Raw genomic sequence first — 13249 nt, 5'->3', positions numbered from 1 at the left:
GGCGAAGCTCGGGGGGTGACCACTGCCCCACGCCTTCCCCGCGTCCAGCCGCCGCCCCCCGCGCCGCCGTCACCACCGGCCCTGCGCCCCAGGGTGGTGGCCCGCACCGGCCTGTACGCGTTCCTCGCCGCCAACGCGGCCGCCGTGGCCGTCCTCTTCGTACAGGGCGGCTTCGCCGCCAACGCCCTGATCGTGCTAGGCCGCTTCGCCGGGCTCTACGGCGCCCTGTTCATGGCCTTCCAGCTCCTGCTGGTCGCCCGGCTGCCCTGGCTCGACCGGCGCCTCGGCATGGACCGGCTGACCTCCTGGCACCGCTGGACCGGCTTCGGCGTGCTGTGGACCCTGCTGGCCCATGTGGTCCTGATCACCTTCGGCTACGCCCAGCTCTCCTCGCTGGACCCGCTGAACCAGCTCCTCGACCTGGCCGAGACCATCGAGGGGGTGCTGCGCGCACTGGTCGCCTTCGCGCTGCTCCTCGTGATCGGCGGGGTCTCGGCCCGCGCCGCGCGGCGCCGGCTGGCGTACGAGACCTGGCACTTCATCCACCTGTACACCTACGTCGCGGTGGTGCTGGCCTTCACCCACCAGGTCGCGGTCGGGACCTCCTTCACCTCCTCGTCCTGGGGGACGGCGTACTGGTACACGCTGTGGGGCGCGGCGCTCGGCGCGGTGTTCGCGGGCCGGCTGGGGCTGCCGCTGTGGCGGAACCTGCGCCACCGGCTGCGGGTGACGGCCGTGGTCCCGGAGAGCGACCACGTCGTCTCCGTGTACGTCACCGGCCGCGACCTGGACCGGCTGCCGGCCCGGGCGGGCCAGTTCTTCCTGTGGCGGTTCCTGACCCGGGACCGCTGGTGGCAGGCGAACCCCTTCTCGCTCTCCGCCGCCCCCGACGGCCGTTCGCTGCGGCTCACCGTCAAGACGGCCGGCGACGGCACCGCCGCCCTGCGCCGGATCGAGCCCGGCACCCGGGTCTTCGCCGAGGGCCCGTACGGCGCCTTCACCGCGATGCACCGCACCCGCCCCGACGCGCTGCTCATCGCGGGCGGGGTCGGCGTCACCCCGATCCGCGCGCTGCTGGAGGAACTCTCCGGGCACTGCGTGGTCCTCTACCGGGTCACCGCCGACCGGGACGCGGTGCTCCACGACGAACTGCGTGACCTCGCCGCCGCCAAGGGCGCCGAGCTGCACCTGGTCACCGGCCCGGCGGTGCCCGACCGGCTCGCCCCGGCCGAGCTGGCCCGGCTGGTGCCGGACCTCACCGGCCGCGACGTCTTCCTGTGCGGGCCGCCGCCCATGATGAACGCCGTGCTGGGCAGCCTGCGCGAGCTGGGCGTCCCCGCCCCGCAGATCCACTTCGAACGCTTCAGCCTGGCCGGCTGAGGGGGAGACGACCGACCGTGAAACGAGCCGTACCCGTCCTGATCCTGAGCGTCGTGGGACTCGTCCCCGTCTGGCGCTACGCCCCGGACACCGGCACGACGGCCACCGAGGCCGCCGCGCCCGCCCCCGCGCCCACGGTCTCCGCCACGGGCCCCGCCCCCGCCGGCTCGCCGTCGGGCTCCGCCGCGCGGACCGTCACCGGCCCGACGGTGAACACCGAGAAGGGGCCGGTCCAAGTCCAGGTGACCTTCGCGGGCGACCGGATCACCGCCGTGACCCTGCTCCAGCAGCCGAACCACCCGCAGACCACGGCCGCCGTGCCGCGGCTCGTCGAGGAGACCCTCCAGGCGCAGAGCGCCGACATCGACACCGTCTCCGGCGCCACGGTCACCAGCGACGGCTACCGGACGTCGCTGCAGGCTGCCCTCGACGCGAACGGCGCCTGAGAGATGCGCCGCGTGGAACACGTCATGGGCTTCCCGGTCTCCCTGCGGGTGGACGACGAGGAGATCCCCGACCGGGCCGTCGACGCCGTCTTCGCCTGGCTGCGCGCGGTCGACGCCAGGTTCAGCCCCTTCCGCGCCGACAGCGAGGTGTGCCGTCTCGACCGGGGTGAGGTGACGCGGCCGAGCGACGACCTGCGGGAGGTGCTCGGCCTCTGCGAGGAGTACCGCCTCGCCACCGGCGGCGCGTTCGACGCCCGCCGGCCCGGCCGGGGCCTGGACCCCTGCGCGGTGGTCAAGGGCTGGTCGGTGCAGCGGGCCGCCGGACTGCTGACGGCGGCGGGCGTGCGCCGCTTCTGCCTCAACGCCGGCGGTGACGTGGTCGTCGCCGGCGGCCCCTGGCGGGTGGGCGTACGCCACCCCGAGGACGCGGACCGGCTCTGCGCGGTCCTCTCGGTCACCGACGCGGCCGTGGCGACCTCCGCCCGCTACGAACGCGGCGATCACCTCGTGGACGCCCGCACCGGAGCACCGGCGACCGGTCTGCTCAGCCTGACGGTGGTGGCCCCCACCCTGACCGAGGCCGACCCGGTGGCCACCGCCGCCTTCGTGCTCGGCCCCGAGGGCGTCACCTGGGCCGCCGCGCGCGAGGGCTGCGAGGTCTTCGCGGTGGACGCGGCGCACCGGGTGCTGCGCACGCCGGGGCTGCCGGTGGCCGCGACGGACCGGGCCGCGTCGGATGGGGTAGCGGCGGACCGGTCCGCGGCGTAGGCGCGGCGGCCTGGGGCAGGTGTCCGGTACGGCCACGTCTAGACTCTTCCGGCAACTGCTGGTACGGCTCTGGCCAGCGCTTCTGGAATGTCCGCCCACGAAGGGTCTCGGCGTCTTGATACGGATGGATTCAGTCACCAAGCGGTATCCGGACGGGACGGTGGCGGTCGACCGGCTGTCGCTGGAGATACCCGACCGGTCGATCACGGTCCTCGTCGGCCCCTCGGGCTGCGGCAAGACGACGACCCTGCGGATGATCAACAGAATGGTCGAGCCGAGTGAGGGCACCATCCTCCTCGACGGCGAGGACGTCTCCCGGCAGCCGGTCACCACCCTGCGCCGCTCCATGGGTTACGTCATCCAGAACGCCGGCCTCTTCCAGCACCGCACGATCCTCGACAACATCGCCACCGTCCCCCGCATGCTCGGCTGGGGCAAGGAGAAGGCCCGTTCCCGGGCGGCGGAACTGATGGAACGCGTCGGACTGGACGCCGCCCTCGGCAAGCGCTACCCCTACCAGCTCTCCGGCGGCCAGCAGCAGCGCGTCGGCGTGGCCCGCGCGCTCGCCGCCGACCCGCCCGTCCTGCTGATGGACGAGCCGTTCTCGGCGGTCGACCCCGTGGTCCGCAAGGGCCTCCAGGACGAGCTGCTGCGCATCCAGGACGAACTGGGCAAGACCATCGTCTTCGTCACGCACGACATCGACGAGGCCATCAAGCTCGGCACCATGGTCGCCGTCATGCGCGAGGGCGGGCACCTCGCGCAGTTCGCGCCGCCCGCCGAACTCCTCTCCGACCCGGCGGACGCCTTCGTCGAGGACTTCCTCGGCGCCGACCGGGGCGTGCGGCGGCTCTCCTTCTTCCCCGCCGCCGCGCTGGAGCTGTCCACCGGCCCGGTCGTCCCGGTCGACGCCACCGCCCGGCGCCTCGCCCAGGTCAAGGACCCCTACGCCCTGGTCACCGACGGCGAGGGCAGGCCGCTGGGCTGGAGCGAGCCGCGCGACCTCACCCCCGGGGACATCGACCCCGAGCGGCTGCTGCCGTACGGGCGCCCGTTCCGGCCGGCCACCGACTCGCTGCGGGCCGCCCTGGACTGCGCGGTGCTCTCGCCCACCGGCTGGGCCGTCGCGGTCGACACCGACGGCCGGGTCACCGGCGTCGTCTCGCAGCCGGCCATCGCCGAGGCGATCCGGCACGCCCACGCCCAGGTCCCCGCACCCGCCCCGGAACAGGTCCCCGTGCGGGCCCGGGACGGGGCCGGGGACCGGCCGGACGCCGAGGTCACCGGATGAACGGCTTCTTCGACATCCCCAGCGACCTGCAGAACACCTACACCGGCCTGATCGTCCTGCACCTGCGCGAGGCGCTGCTGCCGGTGCTGGCCGGACTGGTGCTCGCCCTGCCGCTCGCCCAGTTGTGCGTGCGGCTGCGCTGGCTCTACCCGCCGGTGCTCGGCCTGACGACGGTCCTCTACGCCGTCCCGTCGCTGGCGTTCTTCGTGGTCCTCATCGACTACACCGGCCAGACCGAGCTGACCGTGATGATCCCGCTGGCCGTGTACAGCCTGGTGGTCCTCGTCCCGGCGCTCGTCGACGGTGTCCGCTCGGTGCCCGAGGAGACCCTCGCGGCGGCGACGGCCATGGGCTTCGGGCCGCTGCGGCGCTACGTCCAGGTGCAGTTGCCGATCGCCGTGCCCGCCATCATGGCCGGGCTCCGGGTCGCGGTCGTCTCCAGCATCTCCCTGGTCAGCGTCGGCGCGCTGATCGGCAACCAGGGCGCCCTCGGCAACCTGCTGGCCGCCGCCCAGAAGTACGACCGGCCCGAACTGGCCGTCAACTCCGTGCTCACGACGGCGGTCCTGGCCATCGCCTGCGACGCCGTGCTGGTCGGCCTGCGGGTGCTGCTGACGCCGTGGATGCCCCGCGGCGCCCGCGCCCGCACCCGCCGCAAGCCCCGGCCCGAGCAGGTGACCGGATGAACGTGCTCAACTTCGTCAACGCCTTCTTCAGCGACAGCGCCCACTGGCACGGCTACGACGGCATCCCGCGACGGCTGCTGGAACACGTCCAGTACACGGCTCTCGCACTGGCCCTGGCCGCCGCCATCGGCCTGCCCGTCGGCCTGCTCACCGGACACACCGGACGCGGCGGCAACGCGCTGGCCTTCATCGCCACCGCCGCCCGCGCCCTGCCCAGCTTCGGCCTCCTCGTCCTCATCGCCGTCGGGCTGGGCTTCGGCCTGCTGCCGGTGATGATCCCGCTGGTCATCCTGGCCGTCCCACCGATCCTGGTCACCACCTACGAGGCGATCCGCTCCGTCGACCCGGCGCCGGTGGACGCCGCCCGGGGCATGGGCATGCACGAGACCCGCGTCCTGCTCCAGGTCGAACTGCCGGTCGCGCTGCCGCTGATCCTCAGCGGACTACGCTCGGCGGCCATCCAGCTCGTCTCGACCGCCACCATCGCCGCCTATGTCAGCCTCGGCGGCCTCGGCCGCTACATCGTCGACGGGCTCTACCAGCACGATTACGAGAAGGTGGTCGGCGGCGCGACCCTGGTGGCCGTCCTGGCCCTGGTCACCCTCGCCCTGTTCTGGGCGGCCGGCCGACTGGCCGTCTCACCCGGCGTCCGCCGACGCTGACCACCGCACCGGCCCCGGACCGGGGCCGGCGAGATCCCCGCAGCACCCGACAGGAAACCGTGACCAGGCCGTTCTTGACGGCCGGGAAACGGCTGGATTGGATCGTTGGATGACTTTCACGGCTAAGAGCGGCTGGACCAGGACGAGACACACCGGTGCGGCGGTCGCCGCGCTCACCGTCGCGGCGGCGCTGCTCGCGGGCTGTTCCTCCGGCGGCGACACCTCCGACGACCCGCTGGCCGGTGACAAGGCGGAGGCCGGCACCGTCGTCGTCGGCTCGAACAACTTCGCCGAGAGCACCCTGCTCGCCGACATCTACGGCGAGGCGCTGCGGGCCGAGGGTTTCAAGGTCAGCTACAAGCACAACATCGGCAGCCGCGAGACGACGTACGGCCTGATGAAGAACGGCTCCGTCACGGTCCTGCCGGAGTACAACGGCTCGCTCCTCGCCTACCTCGACTCCGAGGCCGAGCAGAAGTCGGCCGCCGAGGTCAACAAGACCGTCAAGGCCAAGCTCGACAAGAAGCTGACGATCCTGGAGTCCTCCCCGGCGGAGGACAAGGACTCGGTGACCGTCAACCCCGCGACCGCGAAGAAGTACCAGCTCACCTCCTCGTCGACGCTGGCCGACCTGAAGGAGGCCGCGCCGGAGCTGACGATCGGCGGATCGCCCGAGTTCCAGACCCGGCAGCAGGGCCTGAAGGGCCTGGAGTCGGTGTACGGACTGAAGTTCAAGTCCTTCAAGGCGCTCGACGCGGGCGGCCCGCTGACCCAGGCGGCGCTGACCAAGAACACCGTGCAGGCGGCGGACCTCTTCACCACGGACCCGACCATCGTGAAGGAGAAGTTCGTCGTCCTGAAGGACCCGGAGAACCTCTTCGGCTTCGCCAACGTGACGCCGCTCGTCAACAAGGAGGGCCTCTCGCAGAAGGGCGTCGACGCCCTGAACGCGGTCTCCGCCAAACTGGACACCGAGACGCTGCTCGACCTGGACGCCCAGGTGCAGCTCAACAAGAAGGACCCGCTCGACGTCGCCAAGACCTGGCTGAAGTCGGCCGGCCTCGGCTGACCCCTCCTCCCCCTTCCCGCGTCCGCTTCCCGCGTCCGCTTCCCCATGCCCGCGACGGCCGATCCCTCGTGCCGTCGCGGGCATGGCCTGTTTTCTCCGGACAATGCTCCCGGGACCATACCGGGCGACCGGTTTTGCGCATCGCCATCCGGCCTATTTCCGGCACCTCTTCAAATAGACTGTTCGGAGCGTGAGTTATTGTCTCCAGCGGGTCAAAACAAACGGCATGGCCCGTTCGGTTCCAGCCCAGGAGTGTTCAGCCGATGGCGAGGCAGTTACGCGCCGAGCAGACCCGCGCGACGATCATCACAGCCGCCGCTGACCTGTTCGATCGCCATGGCTACGAATCGACCAGCCTGAGCGACATCGTGGAACACGCCCAAGTCACCAAGGGCGCGCTTTACTTCCACTTCGCGGCCAAGGAGGACCTCGCCCAGGCCATCCTGGAATTGCAGTCCCGGACCTCCCGCCGGATGGCCCGCGAACTGGACGGCCGGGGCTATTCGGCGCTGGAATCCCTGATGCGACTGACGTTCGGCGTCACGCGAATGTCCGTCGAAGGCCCCATCCTGAGGGCCGGACTGCGGCTCGCCACCGGGGGAGTGGCGGTCCGCCCGCCCCTGCGCCACCCCTTCACCGAGTGGCTGGAACTGGCCACCGCCCGGCTGGTCGCCGCGGTCGCGGAGGCCGACCTCCACCCGGACGTCGACGTCGAGGCCGCCGCCCACACCTTCGTCTCCTCCTTCATCGGCGGCCGCGTGGTGGGCCGGGCCCTGGAGCCCGTCGCCCGCCAGCCCCGCCGGGTCGCCGAGATGTGGCACGTCCTGATCCGCGGCCTGGTCCCGGTACCCCGGCGCCCCCGCTACCTCCGGCTCGCCGCCAGCCTGGAACGGGAGACGGGCGTGGGCACCGGCTGACGGCGTGCGGTACGGGCCGACGGCGTGCGGCCAGGGCCGACGGCGTGCGGTACCGGGACCGGCCGGACCCGCGCGATACGGTGAACCGCATGCCCGACACCCCCGCCGCGCCCGACACCCCCGCCGCGCCCGTCCTGCTCGGCAACGAGCCCGGCTCCTTCCCGCACGGCGTCCTGGCCGAACGGCATCCCGCGATCATCCGGCAGGTCCGGGAGAACCTCCCCTACGGCCCCGACCGCCGCCGCGCGCTCGACGCGCTGGCGGCGAACTGCGTCGAGGGCGTGATCGAACCCCTGTCCGCCGACGCCCCCGACCGCGACCGCTGGACGGCGTGGGGAATGGACGAGTACACCGGGCGCTCCTGGTTCGACGTGCCGTGGCTCTGGTCCGAGAGCTGGTTCTACCGCCGGCTCCTCGACGCCGTCGGCTGGTTCGGCCCCGGCCCCTGGCACGGCGTCGACCCCTTCCGCCCGGTCAAGCTCGCCGAACTGCGATCGCCGCGGACCGACGAGGAACTCGACGCCCTCGACGGCCTCGACGCGCTGAGCGCAGCGGCCCAGGCCGACGCCCTGCTGCACGGCTCCCTCTGGGGCAACCGCGCCGACCTCGGTTTCCGGCTCTCGGCGCCCGGCACCACCCCCTGCGCCGACACCCCGCCCCTGGTCGCCGACGACAGCGCGCGCCTGTGGTCCCTGCTGCCGCCGGACGCGGGCACCGGCACCGGCGGGGGGACGCTGTGCCTGGTCGCCGACAACGCCGGCCGCGAACTCGTCCCCGACCTGCTGCTCCTCGCCCACCTCCTCGCCACCGGGCGCGTCGCCCGCGCGGTGCTGCACGTCAAGCCGTACCCCTACTACGTCTCCGACGCCACGCCCGCCGACGTGCTGGACGCGCTGGAGCGACTGACCGGCGCCAAGGGCAGGGCCGCCGGGTACGGCCGCCTGCTGTGGACCGCCCTGACCGACGGCCGGCTCACCGTCCGCGCCCACCCCTTCTCCTGCGCCCCGCTGCCCTACGCCGACATGCCGGACGACCTGCGGGCGGAGTTCGCCGCGGCCACGCTCACCGTGGTCAAGGGCGACCTCAACTACCGGCGCCTGGTGGGCGACCGGCGGTGGCCGGCCACCACCGCGTTCGCGGACGTCACCGCGTACTTCCCCGGCCCGGTCGCCGCCCTGCGCACCCTGAAGTCCGACGTGATCACCGGCTTGGACGCCACCGTCGAGACCGCGCTGGTCGCCGCCGGGGATCAGCGCTGGCGCACCGCCGGGACGCACGCGCTGATCCAGGTGCGCGACTGAGCGGGGTCACTGGGCACGATCACTGGACAGGGCCGCCGGGCACGATCACCGAGCAGGTTTCGGGCGCGAGTTCCCGAAACCGGGGAGGATTCACGCGATGGTGTGATCATGTGCCATGCCGAGGATGCCCTTCCGGGGCCCTGGGTAGGGCCCCGCCCATGACGCACCAGCCCTTCGAACTCCCGCACTTCTACCTGCCGCATCCCGCGCGGCTCAACCCGCACCTGGACGAGGCGCGGGCCCATTCGTCCACGTGGGCGCGCGACATGGGCATGCTGGAGGGTTCCGGAGTCTGGGACCGGGCCGACCTCGACGCGCACGACTACGGCCTGCTCTGCGCCTACACGCACCCCGACTGCGACGGACCGGCCCTCTCCCTGATCACCGACTGGTACGTGTGGGTCTTCTTCTTCGACGACCACTTCCTGGAGAAGTACAAGCGCCCCCAGGACCGTGTCGCCGGCAAGGCCCACCTGGACCGGCTGCCGCTGTTCATGCCGCTGGACCTGGCGACCGGGACGCCCGAGCCGGAGAACCCGGTCGAGGCCGGCCTCGCCGACCTGTGGCGGCGCACGGTGCCGTCGATGTCGGCCGGCTGGCGCGGTCGTTTCGCCGTCGCCACCGAGCACCTGCTCAACGAGTCGCTGTGGGAGCTGTCCAACATCAACGAGGGGCGGATCGCCAACCCCGTCGAGTACATCGAGATGCGCCGCAAGGTGGGCGGCGCGCCCTGGTCGGCGGGTCTGGTGGAGTACGCGACCGCCGAGGTGCCCGGCGCCGTCGCCCGGACCAGGCCGCTGCGCGTGCTGATGGAGACCTTCTCCGACGCCGTGCACCTGCGCAACGACCTCTTCTCCTACCAGCGCGAGGTGGAGGACGAGGGGGAGCTGAGCAACGGCGTGCTGGTGCTGGAGACGTTCTTCGGCTGCTCCACCCAGCAGGCCGCCGAACTGGTCAACGACGTCCTCACCTCCCGGCTGCACCAGTTCGAGCACACCGCGTTCACCGAAGTGCCCGCGGTGGCACTGGAGAACGGCCTCGACCCGGCCGAGGTCGCCGCCGTCGCCGCGTACACCAAGGGCTTGCAGGACTGGCAGTCCGGCGGCCACGAATGGCACCTGCGCTCCAGCCGGTACATGAACGAGGGCGCGCGCGCCACCGCGCCCTGGCAGGCCCTGACCGGACCCGGCACCTCCGCCGCCGACGTGGGCGCGCTGCTCGCCGCGGCCGGCACGGAGCGGCGGCTGCGCTCCTTCACGCACGTGCCCTTCCAGAAGGTCGGCCCGTCGGTCATCCCCGACCTCCACATGCCGTTCCCGCTGGAGCTGAGCCCCGCCCTCGACGGCTCCCGGCGCCATCTGCTGGAGTGGTCGACGCGGATGGGCATGCTCGGCGAGGGCGTCTGGGACGAGGACAAACTCGCCAGTTGCGACCTGCCGTTGTGCGCCGCGGGGCTCGACCCGGACGCCGGCCAGGACCAGCTCGACCTCGCCTCCGACTGGCTGGCCTTCGGCACCTACGGCGACGACTACTACCCCCTCGTCTACGGCCACCGCCGCGACCTGGCCGCCGCCCGGCTGACCACGGCCCGCCTCTCGGCCTGCATGCCGCTGGACGCCGAGCCGGTCCTGCCGCCCGCCAACGCGATGGAACGGTCCCTGATCGACCTCTGGGCGCGCACCACCGGGCACATGACCCCCGACGAACGCCGCCCCCTGCGGGCCGCGGTCGACAAGATGACCGAGGCCTGGGTGTGGGAGCTGGCCAACCAGATCCTGAACCGCGTCCCCGACCCGGTCGACTACCTGGAGATGCGGCGCGCCACCTTCGGCTCCGACCTCACCCTCGGCCTGTGCCGCGCGGGCCACGGCCCGGCCGTGCCGCCCGAGGTCTACCGCAGCGGCCCCGTGCGCTCCCTGGAGAACGCGGCGATCGACTGGGCCTGCCTCGTCAACGACGTCTTCTCCTACCAGAAGGAGATCGAGTACGAGGGCGAGGTCCACAACGCCGTCCTGGTCGTGCAGAACTTCTTCGGCGTCGACTACCCCAGCGCCCTCGGCGTCGTGCACGACCTGATGACCCAGCGGATGCGGCAGTTCGAGCACGTCGTCGCCCACGAACTGCCCATCGTCTACGACGACTTCCAGCTCTCCGACGAGGCGCGGAACGTCATGCGGGGGTATGTCACCGATTTGGAGAACTGGATGGCCGGCATCCTCAACTGGCACCGGGAGGTGCCCCGGTACCAGGCCGGCTACCTGGCCGGGCGCTCCCACCTCTTCGTACCGGACCGGCTCCCGACCGTGCCTGTTCTCCACTGAAACATGAGGATCATCGTCCACTTCTGACCATTTCGAGCAGATGGGGGCAAGGAGGGAACTTCGGGGCCGTGCCGGGTGTCTTCCCGGGTGAAGTCCACTGAGGTGAACGAAGACAGAACACGGGGGTGTTCGACCTTGACCGACATCATCGAGAGGCTCACCGACACGGCCGCGGGGGAGTGGCCGCGGACGGGGCCCGCCGCGGCTGCCGCCGAGCTGGTGCCCTACGCGGCACCACTGCACGTCCCGCCCGTCCTGCGCCCGGCCTCCGACGACGTGCTGCGGGAGACCGAGATCACGCTGCGCCAGACCTGGGTGCGCCTGCACCCGCAGCTCCCGCCGACCCTGATGTGGGGGTACGACGGACAGGTACCGGGCCCGACCATCGAGGTGCGGCGCGGCCAGCGCGTCCGCGTCGCCTGGACCAACCGGGTCCCCGAGGAGGGCGAGTACCCGGTCACCTCCGTCGAGGTGCCGGTGCGGGCCCCGGGGACACCGCCCGCCACCACCGAGCCCGGACGCGAGGGCGTCGAGCCGAACAAGGACGTCGCGGCCCTGCCCGCCTGGTCCGTGACCCACCTGCACGGCGCCCAGACGGGCGGCGGCAACGACGGCTGGGCGGACAACGCCGTCGGCTTCGGCGACGCCCAGCTCTCCGAGTACCCGAACGACCACCAGGCGGTGCAGTGGTGGTACCACGACCACGCCATGAACATCACCCGGTGGAACGTGATGACCGGCCTGTACGGCACCTACCTCGTCCGGGACGACGAGGAGGACGCCCTCCGGCTGCCCTGCGGGGAGCGGGAGATCCCGCTGCTCCTCGCCGACCGCAACCTGGACACCGACGAGGACGGCCGGCTCAACGGCCGGCTGCTGCACAAGACGGTGATCGTCCAGCAGAGCAACCCCGAGACGCACAAGCCGGTCTCGATACCCTTCACGGGCCCGTACACCACGGTCAACGGCCGCATCTGGCCGTACGCCGACGTGGACGACGCCTGGTACCGCTTCCGGCTCGTCAACGCCTCCAACGCGCGCATCTACGACCTGGTCCTGGTCGACGAGGACGACAACCCGGTGCCGGGGATCGTCCACCAGATCGGCAGCGACGGCGGGCTGCTGCCCCGCCCGGTCCCCGTCTTCGGCGCGGAACTGCCCACTCTGCTCGCCGCGCCCGCCGAGCGGTTCGACCTGCTCGTCGACTTCCGCGGCCTCGCCGGACGCAGGCTCCGCCTGGTCAACAAGGGCCGCAACCAGCCGGCGGGGACACCCGACCCGGCGGGCGACGTGCGGTACCCGGCCGTCATGGAGTTCCGCGTCCGCGAGAGCTGCGCGCGTGACACCTTCGAGGTGCCCGAGGTGCTCTCCGGCTCCTTCCGCCGGATCACCCACGCCACCGAGCACGGGCACCGGCTGGTGCTGCTCACCCCGCCCGCCACCAAGGGCGCCGGCGGCCATCCCGAGATGTGGGAGATGACCGAGACCGAGGACCCGGGCGAGGCACCGGTGCCCACGGACGGCGTCGTCCAGGTCACCGGCCCCGAGGGCACCACCCGGACCTACCGGCGCACCGCCCGGACGTTCAACGACGCGCTGGGCTACACCATCGCCGAGGGCAGCCACGAGCAGTGGAGCTTCCTCAACCTGGCGCCGATCGTCCACCCCATGCACATCCACCTCGCCGACTTCCAGCTCCTGGGCCGCGACGCCTACGACGTCTCGGGCTTCGACCCGGCGGTCGGCGGCACCCGCACCCCGATCCGGTACGACGCGGGGACACCGATCACACCGGCCCCGAACGAACTGGGCCACAAGGACACCTACCGGGTGCCCGGCAGCCAGATGCTGCGGATCATGGGCAGGTTCGACGGCGCCCACGGCCGGTTCATGTACCACTGCCACCTGCTGGAGCACGAGGACATGGGCATGATGCGGCCCTTCGTCGTCATGCCGTCCGAGGTGCTGAAGTTCGACCACGGCGGGGCGCACGGCGGACACGGGGAGGGTCACCCGGGCTGACCGGGCGCCGCAGCGGCGCCGACCACCGTCCAGTCTCACTCGTTCGTGGCTCGTCTCCGGCCGCCGGCCCGGGTAGTGCTCCAGCCGGAGGCGATCCATGGAACAGACAGCGTTGCGTCCCAAGCCACTGCCGGGCGCGGACCCCGGCCGGTCCACCGGGCCGGACCCGGTCCGCCGCCCGCGCGCCACGCGCCGCCGCGGCCGTCGGCTGACCACCGTCCTCCTCGGCGGGCTCACCGGGGCGGTCCTGGTCCTCACCGGGGCCGGCCTCGGCACGGTGGGCGCCACCGTGATCGGCATGAGCAGACTCGCCGAGCTGCAGCGGGCCGGGGAGCCGGACACCCCGGCGCCCGGGGGCCGCCCGGCCGCCGCGGCGCGGCCCCGGC

General features: G+C 72.4%; 11 protein-coding genes and 1 pseudogene. All 12 read left to right on the top strand.

Annotation, left to right across the window (positions count from 1 at the left end; all coding sequences use genetic code 11):
- The first annotated feature begins 15 nt into the window (after positions 1 to 15).
- The gene (locus tag ABEB00_RS17215) at positions 16 to 1380 is read left to right on the top strand and encodes a ferredoxin reductase family protein (RefSeq protein ID WP_345620602.1); all 1365 of its coding nucleotides are present in this window, start codon (positions 16 to 18) and stop codon (positions 1378 to 1380) included.
- Between the two features lie 17 nt (positions 1381 to 1397).
- Positions 1398 to 1826, top strand: coding sequence for an FMN-binding protein (locus ABEB00_RS17210; RefSeq protein ID WP_345620601.1), 429 nt, complete (start codon positions 1398 to 1400; stop codon positions 1824 to 1826).
- A 3-nt stretch (positions 1827 to 1829) separates the two neighbouring features.
- Complete coding sequence (locus tag ABEB00_RS17205) at positions 1830 to 2594, top strand: FAD:protein FMN transferase (RefSeq protein WP_345620600.1); 765 nt, start codon at positions 1830 to 1832, stop codon at positions 2592 to 2594.
- A 115-nt stretch (positions 2595 to 2709) separates the two neighbouring features.
- A complete protein-coding gene (locus tag ABEB00_RS17200) occupies positions 2710 to 3885 on the top strand; it encodes an ABC transporter ATP-binding protein (protein ID WP_345620599.1) in 1176 nt (391 codons plus the stop codon).
- Complete coding sequence (locus ABEB00_RS17195) at positions 3882 to 4571, top strand: ABC transporter permease (RefSeq protein ID WP_345620598.1); 690 nt, start codon at positions 3882 to 3884, stop codon at positions 4569 to 4571. The genes ABEB00_RS17200 and ABEB00_RS17195 overlap by 4 nt, the downstream gene beginning before the upstream one ends.
- Entirely contained in the window at positions 4568 to 5233 is a 666-nt protein-coding gene (locus ABEB00_RS17190) for an ABC transporter permease (protein ID WP_345620597.1), read from the top strand. Before ABEB00_RS17195 ends, ABEB00_RS17190 begins: the two co-directional genes overlap by 4 nt.
- A gap of 109 nt (positions 5234 to 5342) precedes the next feature.
- Positions 5343 to 6302 (top strand): ABC transporter substrate-binding protein, encoded by a 960-nt coding sequence (locus ABEB00_RS17185; RefSeq protein ID WP_345620596.1) that lies wholly within the window; start codon positions 5343 to 5345, stop codon positions 6300 to 6302.
- A 263-nt stretch (positions 6303 to 6565) separates the two neighbouring features.
- Complete coding sequence (locus ABEB00_RS17180; protein WP_345620595.1) at positions 6566 to 7219, top strand: ScbR family autoregulator-binding transcription factor; 654 nt, start codon at positions 6566 to 6568, stop codon at positions 7217 to 7219.
- Between the two features lie 89 nt (positions 7220 to 7308).
- Positions 7309 to 8520: a damage-control phosphatase ARMT1 family protein gene (locus ABEB00_RS17175; protein WP_345620594.1), complete on the top strand. Its 1212-nt coding sequence runs from the start codon at positions 7309 to 7311 to the stop codon at positions 8518 to 8520.
- 158 nt (positions 8521 to 8678) lie between these two features.
- Positions 8679 to 10841 (top strand): germacradienol/geosmin synthase Cyc2, encoded by a 2163-nt coding sequence (gene cyc2, locus ABEB00_RS17170; RefSeq protein ID WP_345620593.1) that lies wholly within the window; start codon positions 8679 to 8681, stop codon positions 10839 to 10841.
- Positions 10842 to 10976: 135 nt separating this feature from the next.
- Positions 10977 to 12863 carry an O-aminophenol oxidase PhsA gene (gene phsA, locus ABEB00_RS17165; protein ID WP_425586511.1) on the top strand — a complete coding sequence of 629 codons (1887 nt, stop codon included), beginning with the start codon at positions 10977 to 10979 and terminating at the stop codon, positions 12861 to 12863.
- 97 nt (positions 12864 to 12960) lie between these two features.
- Positions 12961 to 13249 (top strand): annotated as a pseudogene (locus ABEB00_RS17160) (PDZ domain-containing protein); the annotation flags it as partial.

The organism is Streptomyces ziwulingensis, from assembly GCF_039542605.1.
GTDB lineage: Bacteria > Actinomycetota > Actinomycetes > Streptomycetales > Streptomycetaceae > Streptomyces > Streptomyces ziwulingensis.
The sequence above is the reverse complement of the archived record's forward strand: the minus strand, read 5'-3'. Positions and strand labels throughout refer to the sequence as shown.

Excerpts from the sequence above, each read along its gene's own strand:
- ABEB00_RS17205 (WP_345620600.1), top strand. The coding sequence starts at position 1,830 with ATGCGCCGCGTGGAACACGTCATGGGCTTCCCGGTCTCCCTGCGGGTG.
- ABEB00_RS17195 (WP_345620598.1), top strand. The coding sequence starts at position 3,882 with ATGAACGGCTTCTTCGACATCCCCAGCGACCTGCAGAACACCTACACC.
- ABEB00_RS17190 (WP_345620597.1), top strand. The coding sequence starts at position 4,568 with ATGAACGTGCTCAACTTCGTCAACGCCTTCTTCAGCGACAGCGCCCAC.
- ABEB00_RS17185 (WP_345620596.1), top strand. The coding sequence starts at position 5,343 with ATGACTTTCACGGCTAAGAGCGGCTGGACCAGGACGAGACACACCGGT.
- ABEB00_RS17180 (WP_345620595.1), top strand. The coding sequence starts at position 6,566 with ATGGCGAGGCAGTTACGCGCCGAGCAGACCCGCGCGACGATCATCACA.
- ABEB00_RS17175 (WP_345620594.1), top strand. The coding sequence starts at position 7,309 with ATGCCCGACACCCCCGCCGCGCCCGACACCCCCGCCGCGCCCGTCCTG.
- cyc2 (WP_345620593.1), top strand. The coding sequence starts at position 8,679 with ATGACGCACCAGCCCTTCGAACTCCCGCACTTCTACCTGCCGCATCCC.